General features: G+C 42.6%; 16 protein-coding genes. 9 read left to right on the top strand and 7 right to left on the bottom strand.

The window, feature by feature from the left end; genetic code table 11:
• The first annotated feature begins 61 nt into the window (after positions 1-61).
• Positions 62-1,219 (top strand): FAD-dependent urate hydroxylase HpxO, encoded by a 1,158-nt coding sequence (hpxO, locus tag B1202_RS11525; protein ID WP_078190746.1) that lies wholly within the window; start codon positions 62-64, stop codon positions 1,217-1,219.
• Between the two features lie 104 nt (positions 1,220-1,323).
• On the opposite strand, the gene B1202_RS11520 is transcribed toward hpxO, so the two are convergent.
• A complete protein-coding gene (locus tag B1202_RS11520) occupies positions 1,324-2,253 on the bottom strand; it encodes a LysR family transcriptional regulator (RefSeq protein ID WP_078190745.1) in 930 nt (309 codons plus the stop codon).
• Between the two features lie 248 nt (positions 2,254-2,501).
• Between B1202_RS11520 and B1202_RS11515 the strand changes: the two genes are divergently transcribed.
• Positions 2,502-3,557 (top strand): aromatic ring-hydroxylating oxygenase subunit alpha, encoded by a 1,056-nt coding sequence (locus tag B1202_RS11515; protein WP_078190744.1) that lies wholly within the window; start codon positions 2,502-2,504, stop codon positions 3,555-3,557.
• 88 nt (positions 3,558-3,645) lie between these two features.
• Here B1202_RS11515 and B1202_RS11510 read toward each other — a convergent pair whose 3' ends face one another.
• Complete coding sequence (locus tag B1202_RS11510; protein WP_078190743.1) at positions 3,646-4,086, bottom strand: DUF2147 domain-containing protein; 441 nt, start codon at positions 4,084-4,086, stop codon at positions 3,646-3,648.
• Positions 4,087-4,610: 524 nt separating this feature from the next.
• Here B1202_RS11510 and B1202_RS11500 point away from each other — a divergent pair.
• Positions 4,611-5,447 (top strand): SDR family NAD(P)-dependent oxidoreductase, encoded by an 837-nt coding sequence (locus B1202_RS11500; RefSeq protein ID WP_078190741.1) that lies wholly within the window; start codon positions 4,611-4,613, stop codon positions 5,445-5,447.
• 311 nt (positions 5,448-5,758) lie between these two features.
• A complete protein-coding gene (gene hcaR / locus B1202_RS11495; protein ID WP_078190740.1) occupies positions 5,759-6,652 on the top strand; it encodes a DNA-binding transcriptional regulator HcaR in 894 nt (297 codons plus the stop codon).
• Between the two features lie 56 nt (positions 6,653-6,708).
• On the opposite strand, the gene B1202_RS11490 is transcribed toward hcaR, so the two are convergent.
• From B1202_RS11490 to B1202_RS11480, 3 genes are all read right to left on the bottom strand, one after another.
• Positions 6,709-7,953 (bottom strand): OmpP1/FadL family transporter, encoded by a 1,245-nt coding sequence (locus B1202_RS11490; protein ID WP_078190739.1) that lies wholly within the window; start codon positions 7,951-7,953, stop codon positions 6,709-6,711.
• A 173-nt stretch (positions 7,954-8,126) separates the two neighbouring features.
• Complete coding sequence (locus B1202_RS11485) at positions 8,127-9,194, bottom strand: amidohydrolase family protein (protein ID WP_078190738.1); 1,068 nt, start codon at positions 9,192-9,194, stop codon at positions 8,127-8,129.
• Between the two features lie 48 nt (positions 9,195-9,242).
• Positions 9,243-10,208, bottom strand: a complete 966-nt coding sequence (locus B1202_RS11480; RefSeq protein WP_078190737.1) for a fumarylacetoacetate hydrolase family protein — start codon at positions 10,206-10,208, stop codon at positions 9,243-9,245.
• 155 nt (positions 10,209-10,363) lie between these two features.
• Between B1202_RS11480 and B1202_RS11475 the strand changes: the two genes are divergently transcribed.
• From B1202_RS11475 to B1202_RS11455, 5 genes are all read left to right on the top strand, one after another.
• Positions 10,364-11,254, top strand: coding sequence for an alpha/beta fold hydrolase (locus B1202_RS11475; RefSeq protein ID WP_078190736.1), 891 nt, complete (start codon positions 10,364-10,366; stop codon positions 11,252-11,254).
• 15 nt (positions 11,255-11,269) lie between these two features.
• Positions 11,270-12,250: a VOC family protein gene (locus tag B1202_RS11470; protein ID WP_078190735.1), complete on the top strand. Its 981-nt coding sequence runs from the start codon at positions 11,270-11,272 to the stop codon at positions 12,248-12,250.
• A 138-nt stretch (positions 12,251-12,388) separates the two neighbouring features.
• Complete coding sequence (locus B1202_RS11465; protein ID WP_078190865.1) at positions 12,389-14,149, top strand: bifunctional 3-(3-hydroxy-phenyl)propionate/3-hydroxycinnamic acid hydroxylase; 1,761 nt, start codon at positions 12,389-12,391, stop codon at positions 14,147-14,149.
• Between the two features lie 311 nt (positions 14,150-14,460).
• A complete protein-coding gene (locus B1202_RS11460) occupies positions 14,461-15,315 on the top strand; it encodes an SDR family oxidoreductase (protein WP_078190734.1) in 855 nt (284 codons plus the stop codon).
• Between the two features lie 128 nt (positions 15,316-15,443).
• Positions 15,444-16,058 (top strand): TetR/AcrR family transcriptional regulator, encoded by a 615-nt coding sequence (locus tag B1202_RS11455; protein WP_078190733.1) that lies wholly within the window; start codon positions 15,444-15,446, stop codon positions 16,056-16,058.
• Positions 16,059-16,135: 77 nt separating this feature from the next.
• Here B1202_RS11455 and benE read toward each other — a convergent pair whose 3' ends face one another.
• Entirely contained in the window at positions 16,136-17,359 is a 1,224-nt protein-coding gene (benE, locus tag B1202_RS11450; RefSeq protein WP_078190864.1) for a benzoate/H(+) symporter BenE, read from the bottom strand.
• A gap of 63 nt (positions 17,360-17,422) precedes the next feature.
• Positions 17,423-18,208, bottom strand: coding sequence for a benzoate diol dehydrogenase BenD (gene benD / locus B1202_RS11445; protein ID WP_078190732.1), 786 nt, complete (start codon positions 18,206-18,208; stop codon positions 17,423-17,425).
• Between the last annotated feature and the right edge of the window lie 11 nt (positions 18,209-18,219).

The raw sequence follows: 18,219 nt of genomic DNA, 5'->3' as shown, positions 1-18,219 counted from the left end.
AAATGGCATGCTTTTCGCTTTTTAGGAGAAAGATATTTAAAAAAACACAGGGGAGTTATAGATGGACATTACAATTATTGGTGCAGGTATGGCGGGCCTAACGACAGGGATCGCTTTGAAAAAATTCGGACACCAAGTAACCATCTATGAACAGGTAGAACAAATTTTACCTGTTGGAGCCGCTATTTCTTTATGGTCTAACGGTGTCAAATGTTTGAACTATTTGGGGCTAACCGAACAAGTCGAAAAGCTCGGTGGCAAGATGGATCATTTAGCCTATATCGATGGCTTAACTGGCGATGTTATGACGCAGTTTAGTCTGTTTCCTTTAATCGAAGAAGTTGGACAGCGACCTTATCCTGTTTCACGTGCAGACTTACAAAATATGCTCATGGATGAATTTGGTCGTGAGAATATTCATCTAGGCAAAAAAATGGTGAGCTTCTCAGAACAAGATGATCAAGTAATCACACATTTTGCCGATGGAAGTAAGGTTCAGGCTGATTTATTGGTTGGTGCAGATGGTACACATTCATTGACACGGGTGTATGTATTGGGGGCACAAGTTGAGCGCCGCTATGCAGGTTACGTCAATTGGAACGGTTTAGTCGAGATTTCAGAAGAATTTGCTGCGGCAGATCAATGGACGACATTTGTAGGAGAAGGCAAACGCGTTTCGCTGATGCCCGTTGCCGACAACCGATTCTATTTCTTCTTTGATGTCCCTTTAGCAGCAGGTTTAGAGAATGATCGGACACAATATAAGGCTTTATTTAAAGAATACTTTAAGAGCTGGTGTGAACCGGTTCAAAAGCTAATTGATGCTGTAGATGCCCAAAAAACCAATCGGGTAGAAATTCATGATATTGAGCCTTTTGCAGATTTCTACAAAGGTCGTGTGGTGATCGTGGGTGATGCAGCACACAGCACAACGCCGGATATTGGACAAGGCGGCTGCCAAGCAATGGAAGACGCAATTTATTTAGCTCGTTCTTTGCAAATCAATACCTTAGGATTACAAGATTCATTGCGTCGTTATCAAAATAAACGTAATGAACGTGCCAATGAATTGGTTCTGCGAGCGCGTAAACGTTGTGATGTGACCCATATGAAAGATGAAAGTGTGACGCGTGAATGGTATGCAGAACTACGTAAAGAACAAGGTAATCATATTATGAAAGGCATTATTAGTAATATTGTAGGTAATCCATTGGATTAAAAAAATAAACTAATAAAACTTTAGCTTTCAGCAGCCAGTACGGGTTATTCGCACTGGCTTTTTTTTATAAAAATTAAGTGACAAAAAAAGCCTATATACTGGTTTTAGGGGTTTAAAGATTTTAAATTGATCTTAATTTCTTCCATTTTTTCCACCAAAAGATTAATCATGATCTGAGAAATTCGGGAGGTTTGGCGTTTCGATGCGACACATAAAGCGATGGTCAAACTGTGTAAACCCTTTTCACGGATCGGTTTAAAAATAATCTTATTATTCTCAAGCAGTGGCAAAGCATCCATATATGACATCAAACTGATGCCTAATTGTTGCTGAACCAATGACAATATCATTCTAATGTCATTACATTCGATCTTTTGAATCGGACTAAACTTATGATGTTTATATAAAGTCTGTACATATTCACTAATAATGAGTGGATCGCTCGGTAAAATATGCCGTTCATTTAACGTATCTGAAAGATAGATTTTATCCATCCCACCCAAGGTATGATGCGGTGACATCACAAAGCCCAACGGAATTTCTATAAAGGATAAAATCTCTAATTGGCTATGGCTTTTGGGATTTAAAATAATGCCAAAATCTAATTCTGCATCGACGATTTTTCTGGAAATGTCTTCACTGCTATTCATGCTGATGTTGAGGTTGATCCACGGATAAGTTTCAGCCATCTTTTGAATGCAGTCGACGACAAAACTGTCATTCAAAGCTGCAATAAAGCCCATTTCAATGTTTCCACGGTTTAAGCCTTGGATTTCATCAAATCGAGTTCGCGTCAGTTGATATTCTTTTTGCCATTTTAATAAATCGGCATACAGTAATTCACCAGCAAGCGTCAGTTTTAAGCCCTGAGGTAATCGTTCAAATAGGGCAACACCGAGTTCTTCCTCTGCCAAAACGATTTGTCGATGTACTGCCGAGACTGAAATAAAAAGTTGTTCAGCAGCTTTGCGTAGACTCCCAGTCCGTGCAACCGCCATAAAATATTCAGAAAATCTAGAAAAGGTAATCGACATACAGGCTTCAATCTCTATCGCGTGATCAGCGAATCATAATGTTATGCATTTTAAGCGATATTCATGCCAGCTTTATCAAATTAAGCAGGGATCAATGCTTAATGTTCTAAAAAATAGAACAATCTATGCAAATCATTCTAATAGACAGAAATGTGTTTAGATTTTAATTTCGACTTAGAAAATAAGGATTTAGCAAAAATTAAATGGCGCTAAATGCTGAAGAAATATTGAAAATGTCGAGATGAACTATGAATGCCATTCCAGTACTCAATTTATTTACCCAACCTCAGTGCAGTACATTTGATGCCAACGACTGGAATATTTTGGCGCAGCATTGGTATCCCGTTGCACGTGTAGAAGATGTTTCGATTGAACCACAACAAGTGCAATTACTCGATGTAAAAATGGCGTTGTATCAAACTGAAAGTGGAAAAATTCATTTGGTTCGTGATATCTGTCCACATCGAGGGGTGCCATTAACCAAAGGTTGGGTCAAAGGTGAAGACATCATTTGTCCATATCATGGTTTACATTATAACGGCGCAGGAAAGTGTGTAAAAATTCCTGCACAGCCTGAGTTGACACAAATTTCAGAGCGTTTTTCATTAACTAAATTTCCAGTTGTATTGAAATATGGATTAGTGTGGACCAGTTTATTTAACCGCGATGAGTCTACGGCCAATTTTCCAGATTTAGACACGTGGGATACCGAGCAGCACCAATCGATATTGCCACCTTATGTAGATATTGGTGGTTCAAGTGGGCGTCAGCTCGAAGGCTTTATTGATGTTGCACATTTCGCATGGGTGCATCATGAGAGCTTTGCAGACCGTGAAAATCCTAAAGTACAAAAATATTCCACAGTACGTACGGACTATGGACTACATACAGAGTATCTTAGTGATGTGAGTAATTATCCGCATGGCTTACAACATTTAGCGCCAGAAGATTTTTTATGGAAAAGAACGTTTGATGTCTATCCGCCATTTTCAGCAATTTTAACCATCGATTTTCCTGAAAATGGGGTATTGAAAATTTTAAATGCCTGTTGTCCTGTATCGCATAATAAAACCCGTTTATTTGTGCCTTTAACTCGAAATTTTGATACTACAGGAGATTTACAAGCGGTCTATGATTTTAATGCACAAATTTTTGCTGAAGATCAGGACATGGTGGAAAGTCAAAAACCAGAGGAATTGCCACTGGATATCAGTATGGAGGCGCATTTCGAAGCAGATCGCTCGTCGACAACCTATCGTCGCATATTAGCCGAATGGGGGCTAAGCAAACGATATACCGTATAATTTTTATAATCGCATAATTTTATATTTGAAGTTTTCATGCAAAAAAAGCGACTCAATCGAGTCGCTTTTTGAATTTGTACGCTAAGGATTAGTTTACACGTATCCATGTTTGGCTGCGTCCAAGTGCAGATACACCAATATAGCCACGACCATTCAAGGTCTTGCCGTCATTCGACATTTTGGCATTGAAGCTATAGGTTTTACCATTTTTCGGGTCAGTAATTTTACCGCCGTCATAGGTATTTTTACCGGTATTTTTTAAACCATTCACGATTTGTACACCGAGTAATGGTTTATTGTGGAATTTACCTACACATTTTTGGCAGTTTTCTGCTTCACCCGGGGTCAGTACATCCACGATTTTTGCAGATAAAACGCCATTTGAGGTTTCGTTAAATTGAACTACAGATAAAGGTTTTTTGGTTTGGTCATCGATGGTTTTCCATTTAGTACCATGCAATGGATCAGCAGCCAAAGCTAAGCTAGACACCAGTGACAAACCGATTAGGCTAAGAGTTGTTTTTATCATTTTAGAACCTCTATTGAACATAGTAAGAGATGTGCATCCCTGATCTTCCAAAAGGTGGATACACAAGACTTGGAAAATTACAAAGCATCAGCCTTGCTGTCTTCAAGGGCTATATTCACAAAAAAATAAGTATATATTGTGGATTTTATATACTGATTTTGAATATCTAGAATCTGGATCGTGTAGAAAAATAGAATAAATGTTGAGCTTTGTTTATAACATTTGGGGTTTGTATCACTTTTATAAATATCAAACGCAGTTTGATTTAAAAGAATTGGAGCTACAATCCGTAAAAAAGTATTAGCTAAAAAGTTCATTAAAGCTTTTAATTTTTGCTCTATTCATGGTGAATTAGATTAATTTGATTTAAAAAAATACCGCTAAAAAGCTATGTATAGCATTCATATTTTAGAATTAAATAAAATCATTTCATTCATAGATCAGATCTCGTTAAGCTTGTGCTATGAATAATATGAAAATGCGGCTTGATCACTGAAGTGGATTAAGTATATATAGGAATAACGATGAAAAATTTTAACAACAAAGTCGCAGCCATTACCGGAGCAGGTTCAGGTATTGGGCAGCAGTTAGCTATTCAACTGGCTCAAGCAGGTGCGCATCTAGCATTAAGTGATCGCAACCTCGACGGCCTTGCACAAACGGCTGAAATGATTAAGCACACCGGTGTGAAAATAACTCAGACCCAATTAGATGTGTCTGATCGTGCCGCTGTCGAGCAATGGGCGGCTGTAACCCAAGCTGAATTTGGTCAGGTCAATTTGATCTTTAACAATGCGGGTGTCGCGCTAGCCAGTACTGTAGAAGGTATGCATTATGATGAAATTGAGTGGATTATGAATATCAATTTCTGGGGTGTGGTATATGGGACAAAAGCATTTTTACCGTATTTAAAACAAAGTGGTGATGGACATATTGTGAATATTTCCAGCTTATTTGGTTTGACAGCTCAACCGACGCAAAGTGCCTATAATGCAACGAAGTTTGCAGTCCGTGGATTTACAGAATCCTTACGTCAAGAATTAGATTTGGAAAATGTCGGAGTGAGCGCTACCTGTGTGCATCCGGGTGGAATTCGAACCAATATTGCAAATAGCGCACGTATGAGTGACAGTATTCGTGCGTTGGGTATGAATCCAGATAGAGCCACGAAAGCCTTTAATAAAGTATTGAAAACACCGCCTGAAGTTGCAGCAAAAGTGATTTTAGATGCGGTAAAGCAGAATAAACGTCGTGTTTTGATCGGTAATGACGCCAAAATTATTGATCTAATTCAGCGGATTGCACCTACACGATATGCCCAAGCAATAGATCTGCTCAGTGGTAAGAAAAAACGTAAATAATTCAAAGATGAGTAAAAAAGGGATGATGCAACATGATCCCTTTTTATTGATTCTGTATTGTCAAAATATATATTTGAAAATGTATTTCTAAAATGAATTTTGCGGTGCTAGAGAAGACGCTATTTTGAAATCACAAAAATTTAGCATGAGTTCATTTGATTAAAAATTTTGAACTATTTAGAAGTGAAATATGAGAAAAATTGATATTTAAATAAAAAATGAACACTTCACCTTAAAATATAAGACTATTTAGCTTGCTAACGGAATTGTATTAAAAACGTCCTAAGGATTGGACTACATAGGTGACTTAAATGGAATTAAGACATTTAAAATATTTTGTCATGGTTGCACAAGAACTTAATTTTAGCCAAGCGGCATTAAAACTTTATACGGCTCAGCCTTCTCTTAGCCAACAAATCAAAGACCTCGAAGAGTTCATTGGCGTACAGTTATTTATTCGCTCTAAACGTAAAGTAGAACTGACCGATGAAGGAATAGTGTTTTTAGAACATGCCAAAAACATTTTAGAAAGTGCCGATAAAGCAGTTGCAATGACGCGCCAAGTCAAAAAAGCCAAAGACCAAAAAATTACCATCGGCTTTGTACCAGTTGCTGAAATGAAAATTTTCCCTTTTATTATTCCGAAACTCACAGAGATGTTTCCTGACTTAAAAATTGAACTTTTGAGCTTAAATGACACGCAAATCGTCAGTGATTTACATAATGGGCGTATTGATATCGCTATATCAAGGGCAGATATTAATAACCATGAAATTTCGAGTCAGTTGATTTTTGAAGAGCCTTTGATTTTCTTGATGAATAATCAGCATCCATTTGCAAATCAAAATAAAATATCAGTCAAATCTTTAGAAGAAATAGATTTTATTATTCCGGCTGAGGAAGTCTCGTCAGTTTTGCATCACAAGATTTTAAAATTTGCAGAAGACAAAAAGATCAACTTAAAAATTATCCAACGCGCCAGTAATATCTTATTCAACATTAATTCAATCAATATTACACAGTCGTGTACGATTTTACCGAGTTATATTGCTGATATTGCTTATGAAAATATTATTGTCAAAAAGTTAGATACGGACCTTCCAACCATCAATTTATATATGAGTAAGCGCAGTACAAATGCGTCGCAAAGTGTACAAGCATTTATTAATTTAATTAACGATTTTTTTCATTTGAAGTTTGAATGAAACACAGCGCTTAAATGAAATGACGTTTTTTACGGTTTCATTTAGCGCTGATATATTTAAAATTTATAACCCATTTTCAGCATATAGCCCCAAGCGGTATTATCTGAATAATCTGCGACTTTTGCTGCTTCGGCATTGCCTGGAATGGCATAAGTGGCTGCCTGCCCGGTGGCATCGCCAAACCATAAATACTTAAACGCGCCTTGAATAAAGTAATTCGGTGCAGGATTAAACTGTGCCCCCAAACCTGCTGTCCAATATCCGTCAATCGGGCCTAGAGTCGAGGTTGGATTGCCAGCGCCGCTGTCCCAGCCCGCCAGCGCCATCACGCTCCATTGCGTATTCAGTTTTTTAGCCAGCCCTGCGTTTATGGAAATTTGATCTTTATCATAATCGACTAGATTTAATGAAATCGGGGTATTCAGCTGCATTGTGGTTAAAAGTTCAGTCACTTTGCCAAATTGATAAGGCTTAATGTAGAAGTCTTTCCAATTGACCCAGCGCGCATTAAAAAAAGCCAGTGTGCTTGGGTTTAAACCGGTCTGAAAATCAAAATTGACCGATTGCGGTGTCGTCAGCTCCGTTTGCCCCGTGCCAGCCAGCGGAACTAATGCGCTTAGCGGTAAAGAAAAGCTCTCTACTGCATTAAATTCGTGCTTAATTTCCGCACGGTAAGTCAGCGCGGCTTTCAGCGCAATTTCCGGGATTTGATAGGCCACGCCAGCGAGCCAGCCGACCGCGCTGTCTTCCTTAACATCATAGCCATAGCCGCTGGCTTCACTAAAGCCTAAACCGTTAATGGCAAGGTCACCTTGAATGGTTTGATACACAGGCCCTGCATAAATATTCCAGTTTTCAGTTGGCTGATAGCCCAAGAGAAAAGATAAATTCTGCGTGCTGACTTCTGCTGTTGTTGCGCCTGCAGCAGAGGAATAGGTTGAGTTGGCAAGACGCTCATAGGTGACATCTGCGCCAAAGGGCTGATCATAAATCAGGCCAAAGGAAAATTGCGGCGTGAGCTGAAGTTTGAGCGCTGCATTATAAAATTGATAGTTATTGGCCATATTGCCCGTTGCAGGATCGGTATTCGCTGCTGCGTAATGAGGCCGCGCCGTACCGGATACATCTGCATCAAGCACTGAAATTGAGGCTTCTGCATAATTGCCATCCTGCAAAAATGCGGTAATCGGCTGTCCTGAGCGGTCTAAGGCTGCGGCATGAATCTGCGCGCACATGACGGTCAAAATTCCCATAGATAATGCCGATTTAAATAATTTTGAACCCTTTACGATATCTTTCATTGTTATGTCATTCCTTGAGTGATTTAGTACTTGTTTTCTTCACAGTTTTTCTAGTTCATAGCTTTCATGTGCATATACTTTTCTTGTTTTCGCCGATTCCTCCTTTATCCTTAAAGCAGCAGCCGATGAAGTGTTTCAAAAGGTTTTCTCCAGTAAACCTTTTGTTTCCATGCTTATCGCTTACGCATATTTTCTCCAAGCTTTAACATCGGTTTCATCAGTGAATGACGCAGGCGGGTGCCAAAAGGCGCTGTTGAATAACGCTGCAATTCTGGAATGCTGTGATCTGCTTCGACTTTAAATTGCGGAAACAGCGCCAAAGCGTTTTCACGTAAAATTTGTGATTTCTGCTCAGCGCTAAAGACTTTCAGTTCATCAAAATTCTGCCTTTGCAAAATTGAGAGTTGCTTAGGCGCAAACGGAAAATCGCTGCCAAATAAAATATGACTCGGGTCGGCCAATTCACTCAGCGCAGCCATGGCATAGGGCGACGGCGACAGCGCGGTATCAAAATAAAAACGGCGGATATAGTGCAAAAAGCCTTGCGGTGTTTTTTCGGCCAGCTCAGGCATCATGTTGCATAAGGACACACGCCATGCCACATAGGGTAAAAAGCCGCCGGCATGCGCCAATATCCAATTAATCTTCGGGTATCTTTCCAGCACGCCCGAAGCAACTAAATTCACTGAGGCGCGGGTGGTATCGCATAAAAACTCTAAGATAAATCCGGGAATATTCAATTGAACCTGATTGCTGGATTCATGAATATTTGGGTGAATAAAAACTGTGGCTTGGCGTTCATTTAAGCAGTGCATCAGTTCTTCTAAACTCGGATCGCCTAAAAAGACGCCTTCGGTACTGCCCAGCAGCACAATGCCATCGGCTTGCAGCACATCCAGCGCATATTCGGCTTCACGGCAAGACTCTGCGGTAAAAGGCATGGGCAATACTGCAAAAGAACCAAAGCGTCCAGCGTGCTGCTGTTTAATTTCAGCAGAAAACTCATTGCATGCGCGCGCTAAATCGCAGGCTTCTGGCAAATGGCCAAAGTACACGCCCGGTGCAGAGAGCGAGGTGATTGCTGTTTGCGTGCCAATCAAATCCATGGCTTCAATCGAGCGCTGTGCATTCCACGGCGGCAGCGGCGCGCCTGCGACTTTATCGATACCGTATTTGTCCATAGTGCGGATAAACGCAGGCGGAATCAGATGATGATGTACATCAATACTGTAATTATTCATATTTTTTCCTTAAAAGATGAATCAATTTTTTAACTGGACTGAAGTTCATTATTTTAAAAATTCAACCGTGTGGCGCTGTGTGCCCAAATCTATTTTTCCATCAGCACTTTGAATCTGCAGTTCCAGCACATCGCCGATATTTAAATAGCGGCCTGTGGCTTTTTGCTTCTTGATAAAGATTTCCCATTTTTTATGTTCAGGCAGCAGGCCAGAAATTTTTACCAAAAGCGGAGATGGAATCGACAGCGCGCAGCCAGACGGTGTTCCTGTCATAACCACATCCCCCGCACGGAAGTTAAAAACTTGCGACATTTCACTTAGGGTTTCGGCAGGCTTAAACACCATATTGGCGCTGGAGTCTTGCTGACGCACTGTGCCATTGACCTTTAAGCACAAATTCATTTGCTGCAGATAATGCATTTCATGCGCTTCCAGCAGGCATAGGACAGGGCCAAGCGGGCAGAAACTGCGGTAGCTTTTGCCTTTGTAAAATTGTGTTTGCGGAATTTGCACATCCCGTGCAGAAATATCATTGCCGATGCAGATACCGGCCACATACTCATGCAGGTTGCTATCGTTGACGCTGACTTGGTGATCGATGTCCAGTTTTAAAATCAGGCACAGCTCAATTTCATAATCCAGCAGCTGCACATGCTTGGGCTTTGCAATGGCGCCAACAGGCGCATGAATAGATGCGCTGGATTTGGTAAAAAACATATTGAAATTTTTCTCATCGGGATTCATGCCCGAATCAATCATGTGCTGGCGGTAATTGGCGCCCTGACAAATGATTTTCTGCTCTGATGTAATTGGGCTGAGCAGTTCAACCGCATCTAAAGGCAGTGCCATCTCCCGATTGACCAGCTGCTGTATGCCTTGTATGCCCAGCCGAATCACTGCAGCTGTCGTGTCAGTTGTGCTTTCATCAATTTTGAGCGGATAAATCTGTCCGCGTTCCAGCACGCCCCAAGCGCATTGATTTTGATCGTGATAACGCAGCAGATTTAAGGCCATTCTTATACTCATTTTTTAATAATTGAACACTACTGTATAAAATGTTTTTTTAAAGTTCAATTAAATTGATCAAAAAATAATAAATAAATCTATTGATAAATTGAACACTATTGTTCAATATTGTCTAAAAATAAACATAAAGAGGCAGTCTTGGTATGAATCAGCAAGTACAAATACATGGGCTGAAAAGCTATTTTGTTGAATTTGCACAGCGCAAGGTCTTTGTCAGTGAAGCAGGTGAAGGCTTTCCCGTGCTGATGCTGCATGGCGGCGGCGCAGGCGCAACAGGCCTATCCAATTATTCAAAAAATGTTGAAGCTTTGGCGCAAAACTTCCGCGTGATTGTTCCCGATATGCAGGGCTATGGCCAGTCCAGCAAAGGCGTCAAACGTTCAGACCCTTTTGGCGATTTAGCCGAAGTGATGCTGGGTCTATTGGATCAGCTGAATATTCCTAAAATTCATATCGTCGGCAATTCATTGGGCGGCGCTTGCGCGCTGCGGATGGCGTTGGAAGCGCCCGAGCGGGTTGCTTCTTTAGTGCTGATGGGGCCGGGCGGCATCAATACGACGCGCGGCTTGCCGACCAAAGGCCTGCAACAATTATTAAATTATTACAGCGGTGAAGGGCCAACACGGGAAAAGCTGCGCACCTTTATCCGTGAATATTTGGTCTATGACGGCTCGCAAGTGTCAGAAGATTTAATTGAGCTGCGCTATCAAGCCAGCATTGACCCAGAAGTCATTGCATCACCGCCATTACAGCGTCCAAATGGCCTAAAAGGCGCACTCCGCATGGATTTCAGTCGTGACCCGCGTTTAAAACGTTGTAATACGCCAACGCTGGTGCTGTGGGGGGCGGATGACAAAGTCAACCGTCCGAGCGGCGGCGAAACCTTGCGTCAAACCATGAAAAACTGTGATTTATATTATTTTGCGCAAACGGGGCATTGGGTGCAGTGGGAGCGGGCAGAACAGTTTAATGCAGTCACCGCGAGCTTTATGGGCCTGCATACGCCTGCAGCGCAAGCTTCAACATCGTCATAGGGTTAAGAGGTGGATATGAATATCTTTGGCAAAGTAAAAATAGGCTATTTGATTGCAGAATCCAGCAAGTTCGATGAATGGGTTGATTTTGCACAAAAATGCCTTGGTCTGATGCTGTCAGAACGCACAGAGCAAGCGCTCAGTTTCCGTATTGATGATCATCAAAAACGCTTGATCATTCAAAAAGGAGTACAGGAAGATGTGACGCATTTAGGGGTGCAGCTGGCGGATGAATCTGTATTGCAGGAGGTGCTGCACCGCTTTGATCAGCGCGGCATAGATTATGCGCAAGGCACAGCAGAAGATGCGGTATTACGCGGGGTCAAAGCATTTTGGACCTTGCGCGGCCCCAAAGATATTCAGTTAGAGCTATTTATTGACGCGCTGCATACACAGGATGACTTAGAGACCAAAGTCAGCGGTTTTTATACTGGTGATTGTGGTATGGGGCATGTAGCGCTGACCTCACGCAAACCCGAAAAAATGATTCGATTTTGGCAGGAATTTTTTGATGCGCGGCTCACCGATACCATTGAACAGAAGATCAATGGCGTCATTTTGGATGTCAGCTTTTTACGCCTGAATGAACGCCATCATTCCGTTGCTGTGGCGCGTACCCGCGGCAGCGTGCATCTTGATCCCATCCGCACCCGCATTCAGCATGTCAATTTTCAAGTGCTGGATATTGAAGACATTACCGCTTCATATCAACGCTGCAAAGATTATGGCTTTCATGTGGTATGGGATGTTGGCCTGCATACCAATGACCGTGAAGTGTCATTTTATGTGGCTAGTCCGTCCGATTTTGAAGTCGAGCTGGGCTGGAATCCAATCAAAATTGATGAAGCACTTTGGATACCTGTGAAGCACACGTCGATTAGCGTGTGGGGGCATAAACCCCGCAATCCAACACCTGCGCATAAATTGTTGCACGAATTCGGCCAGTTAAACCGCGGGCTGAAATCACTGAAACGGGACGAATATTCCCCGATTTAGAGCATCCATATTTAAACGGCAATGAAGCAAAACCCCAAAGCAGGCGCAGCTGAGTGCTTGCTCTAGCCCAGTTTTGCCTAAAAAAAATACGTGCTTAGGTCTAAGCAAGAAAAAACAGAAAGAACAATGGTGAATACGATGCAGCGAAGCAATACAAAAAAAATCAATATGAAACGTCCTGAGATTGTAGATGTTGTTATTTCAGGACTGGGGCCTACAGGTTTGGTTTTGGCGCATATATTGGGCAAGCGCGGCCATCAAGTGGTGGTCTTAGAGCGTGAACCGGTATTTTATGGCAATGCCCGCGCAGTCTATACCGATGATGAATGCATGCGGATTTTCCAGTCCATCGGCATGGCGGAAGAACTGCAAAAAGATATGCTGCTGGATACGCCTGTACAGCTGGCGCGGCCAGACGGCACAGTGCTGTCGCAGTATAAGCCTTTAAAACGCCCAAATGGCTGGCCTGTGGTTAATTTCTTTTATCAGCCCTATTTAGAAACATCTTTAACCCATGGGTTAAGCAAATATTCCAATGTGGAGATCCGCCGCGGCCGTGAGTTGGTGAATTTCAGCCAAGATGCCGATACCGTGACCATTGTGCATCAGGCCACACAGCAATATCGATTTAATGACAGCAGCGCAGATAAAACTGAAGGTGACGGCAATCTGGATGTGCAGGAAATCCGCGCGTACTATTTGGTCGGTGCCGATGGCGGGCGCAGTACAGTGCGGGCCAAGCTGGGTATTGAAATGACGGGTAAGAATTTTCCAGAGCCTTGGCTGGTCGTGGATTTAAAGCAAAAAGACCGCAACAAAGGCCTGCGCCATATGCCGTATTTTAATTTTGTAGTCGATCCTGATTTGCCAGTTGTGAGCTGTGTACAGCCAGACGGTCACCACCGTTTTGAATTTATGCTGCAAAAAGGCCAAACCGCAGAATATATGGAGCGTCCAGAAACTGTGCGTGAATTGCTGGCTAAATATGTCAATCCAGATGATTTTGAAGTGAAGCGTAAACTGGTCTATACCTTCAATGCTTTGGTGGCGAATCAATGGCGTGATCGCCGTGTTCTGCTGGCGGGAGATGCTGCGCACATGACCCCGCAGTTTATGGGGCAAGGCGCAAGCTCAGGCGTGCGCGATGCCTACAACCTCGGTTGGAAACTCAGTGATGTTTTATCTGGCCGTGCGCATGAAAGCCTGCTGGACAGTTATGCCAAAGAGCGCTTTCATCATGCCAAAGCCATGATTGATTCATCGGTATTACTCAAAGATGTGGTGTCGATGACTAGCCCGATTGGGACAAAATTGCGCGATGGCGTGCTTAAAACTATACAGGCTGTGCCATTTTTAAAAAAATGGTCTGAAGAAGGCGGGTTTAAACCTGCGCCAGTGTATGAAGCACATCAATATTTAGGCTTGCCGAGAACTAAACGCCGTTCACCGGAAGGGAAATTGATACCGCAGCCGACACTGCGCGGTTTTAACGGCAAACGGATTCTGCTGGATGATGTATTGGGTGAAAGTTATGCTTTGATTGGTTTTGAGTGTGATCCGAGTGAGGTATTGTCTGCAGAGTCCAAAGCCATTTTAAGCAGGCTGAATGCACAAGCCGTACAAATTCATGCCTACGCAGGGCGTCCGCAAGGCCGAATCCTTCGGGATTTAAACCCAAACTTGGCAGAAGTAGAAGATATTCACGGCGAGTTTCAGCAATGGCTTAAAGGTGTTAAAACCCAGAAAGATCAAAGCATTGTACTGCTTAGACCAGACCGTTTTGTCTTTGCTTTGGTTGCGCCGGAACAATTAAATGCAGCTGTACAGCAGTTAAAACTGCAATTGAATCTCAGTGCCAGTCCTTGCCAAATGCCGCAAGATGAAGCCTTATTGGTTTAAAAGTGCGTGAACTTGAAAACAGGGTTGAGACATTGCTGATGCTGCAAAAATAGCTGGAAAGCACTCGGATTATGCTATGTATACTGCTGTTTGAGATGAATGGAAATTGCACAGCATTCAGGGCTGCGGCATGCTTTTTGGCTGCAGATCAAATTTATAAATAAACATTATGCGAATCAATGAAAGCTGGTTAATGGAAGCTGATCAATGCAAAGTGATGCCAAAGTTTCAAGGCTAAGAATACCTTGGCATCACTGGCACGAAAACTAAAAAACCAATGTATAAAAGCGAACCAATAAAAGGAAATCAAAATGGCACAAGTACAGCCGAATGGGAAAGTGGCGCTGATTACTGGCGCAAGTTCAGGCATAGGACGTGAAACAGCAAAGCAGCTGGCTTTACAAGGCTATCATGTATTTATCACTTGCCGTGATTTTGCCAAGGCCAAGCCTGTATTGGACGAAATTGATCAATGCTCAGAACAAACCGCGAAAGCAGAGTATTTAGCACTGGAACTGGGCAATCTTGAATCTGTCAAAGCCTGCGCTAAAAACTTTCTCAGCCTCAATTTACCGCTGCATCTGCTGATTGCCAATGCAGGTGTCGCAGGAGCAAAAGGGCTCACTGATTCAGGTTTTGAGCAAACTTTTGGCGTGTGTCATGTCGGGCATTTTCTGCTGATTCAATTATTAACTGAAAAACTGCAGCAGTCAGCGCCTGCACGTGTCGTGGTGGTAGCAAGTAAAGCGCACCGTCATGCTAAGGGCATCGACTTTGATCAGCTTTTAAAGCCCGCGTCGAGCTTAGGCGCGATCAAGGAATACAGTACAGCCAAGCTGGCAAATGTTTTATTTGCCAAAGAGTTGGCGCGCCGTTTATTCAGCACAGGGGTAACGGTATATGCGGTTCACCCAGGTGTAGTGGCAACCGATATTTGGCGAAAATTACCAAAACCCATGTCTAAGTTGCTGGGCAAGTTTATGCTCACGCCGCAGCAAGGTGCTTTAACATCTTTGCACTGCGCGACTAAGCCGCAGCTGGCGGGGGAAAGCGGATTTTATTATGAAGACTGCAAAGTGGTGCAGTCGTCACCAGCAGCGCAGGATTTGGCTTTGGCACAGCAGCTCTGGGAAAGAACCGAACTGTGGCTGCGCAGTGAAATCTAAATCCTTTTTTGATGATCGAGCAGACCACTTAGATACGGCTTCTGTTGCGCAAAAACATTGAGGATCGGCAGTGTTAAATATGTTAAAGTTTGTTCAAATTAAATGGATTTGTTCAAAAGAGGAGCCAAATGGCAATTTCTTCATCACAAAAAAGAATCCACCGAGCGGCACTGCGTTTATTTGCTGAAAAAGGTTCAACGGCAATTACCGTTAGTGAATTGGCTGAAGTTTCAGGCGTCGCCCGCGGCACGATTTATAACAATGGCTTAAATCCAGATTCTTTATTTGAAGACATCGCTCATCAGTTGACACATGAAATGAACACGCGTGTGATCAAAACCTTTGGTGATGATCAAGACGCAGCTTGGCGTATTGCCACAGGTGTACGCATGTATATCCGCCGTGCTCATGAAGAGCCAGATTGGGGGCGTTTTATCTGCAAGTTTTCATTTAACTCACAATCATTAAGCGGTCTGTGGACGGGTGAAGCTTCACCGCTTTCAGATTTGCATAAAGGCATAGAAACGCAGCGCTATCATATCCGTCCTGAACTCTTGCCTGCCGTTATGGCAATGGTCACGGGATCAGTTTTATCCTCTATTTTTTTAGTTTTAGAAGGACATAAAACCTGGCGTGAAATTGGTTCTGAGGTTGCAGAGCTTTTATTGACTGCGGTGGGATTAGATACGCAAGAAGCTTTTGAAATCGCTCATCGAGAGTTACCTGAATTAACCGAAGTCTAAATGAAAGCATTTAGTTTTTGATTAAACAAAGAAGATGTAGTGTTCCATCTTCTTTGTTTGGGTAATGCATTTGGATATTATGAACTTTTAGAGTCTTGAGTCGTTGTCATCGGCGCTTGTGTGGCTACTCGTTTGGTCAAAATGACATGTGCCGCGACACCGATACAAATCCCCCAAAATACTGAGCTTAGCCCTAAAAAATGCATCCCTGAGGCTGTCGCTAAAAAAGTGATCAGCGCTGCATCACGATTGGCCTCATTTTTCATCGCAACTGACATATTTGTCCCAATCGCACCTAATAACGCTAAACCTGCAAGTGCAGCGACTAACTCTTTAGGTAATAGGCTAAATAACATGACAATGCTGCCTGCAAATAAGCCACCTAAAATATAAAAAATACCATTGGCAATACCGGCTATATAGCGTTTTTCTTTTAGTTCATGTGCATCTTTGCCCATACACATAGCTGCGGTAATAGACGCCAAAACAATGGTAATGCCTCCGACACATGCGACAGCGAGCGAGGCAATACTAGTCGCTGTGATAATCGGCTTGGCTGGCGTGTCATATCCACTGAGTTTCATGATCGCCATCCCCGGAAGGAATTGACCACTCAGACTGACTAAAATTAAGGGAATCGCCAAATTTAAAGTTGAGTTCCATGTCCAAATTGGGGCAATAAACTGCGGTATAGCGAGTTGAAAATTCACATCAACAGGATTAATTTTCCCTAATGTAAAACTCAAAACAACTCCAGTCAGTAAGACCCAAATCATCGCGTAGCGTGGCGATAGTCTTTTAGAAATCAGAAAGACCAATAACATGCTAAAGACAATGATCGGCATACTATCTGTAGCTGTGAACAGTCCAAGCCCAAACTGAAATAAAATACCTGCCATCATCCCTGCAGCGACATCTTGAGGAATCCATTTTAGGAGTTTGTCAAAATAGCCAGTGATGCCAATCAAGAAAATAACAATAGCGGACGTGATATAAGCTGCTATGGCTTCATTCAGTGAAATATTCGGAAATAGGGTGACTAAAAGAGCCGTACCAGGCGCTGACCACGCGGTAATCACCGGGGTTTTATATTTAATTGAGAGATAAATACCCGCCAGCGCTGCGCCAATAGAAATCCCCCAAATCCATGAAATCATCATGGCTGGGGAAACTTGAGCTTTTTGTGCGGCTTGGAAAAAAATAATCAATGGGCCTGAATAGGAGATCAGTACGGCTAAAAATCCTGCAACCGTCGCTGAAATCGACCAATCTTCTTTTAATGTTTTTAACAGGGGTGCCATCGCTTTTGCCTCCATGCGACTATGTCAATGAGCCTGTTGAATTTAACCAATGATTTTTAGAGATTAACCTTGATCTCCACCACCAACAGGGACGACCGTTCCAGTCATATAAGATGAATCATCGGATGCCAAAAATAAGATGGCATTGACTTGTTCCTGAATTGTGCCATAGCGTCCTAAGAATGTACGGTCAATGGTTTGATCGACTACGTCTTGCATCCATTGTTTTTCATGATCTGACAATGGGTTGGCGTTTCTAGGTACTTTTCGTGGTGGTGCTTCTGTGCCACCTGTGGCTACGGCATTGACTCGAATACCATCTTTTGCATGCTCAAAAGCGAGTGCAGCGGTTAAGCCATTAACCCCACCTTTTGACGCTGAATATGGCACACGGTTAATACCACGGGTTGCAATAGAAGATACATTCACAATTGTCCCTTGCTGATTTTGAATCATTTCAGGTAACACGGCTCGGCAGCACCACATAGTTGGAAATAATGAACGATTAACTTCCTTAATGATTTCTTCTTCTGAAAACTCTTGGAAGGGCTTCATCCAAATCGCACCGCCAACGTTATTGATTAAGATATCAATTCGGCCATATTTTTCAATGGCTTGGGTAGCAACTGCTTGGGCGCCTGCAAATGTTTCAAGATTGGCTTTAACAATAATGGCATCGCCATTGTGGGTTTGAATATCGTTCAGCGTCTCTTCAACAAAATCCGAGAGATCTGCCAATACCACTTGAGCGCCTTCTCGGGCCACTTGTAGTGCGACTCCACGACCGATACCTTGAGCGGCACCGGTTACGATGACAACTTTATTGCTAAATCTAGCTTGTTTTGACATTAAACTATTCT

Origin of the sequence: Acinetobacter amyesii, assembly GCF_002018365.1 — a bacterium.
GTDB classification, from domain to species: domain Bacteria; phylum Pseudomonadota; class Gammaproteobacteria; order Pseudomonadales; family Moraxellaceae; genus Acinetobacter; species Acinetobacter amyesii.
The sequence above is the reverse complement of the archived record's forward strand: the minus strand, read 5'-3'. Positions and strand labels throughout refer to the sequence as shown.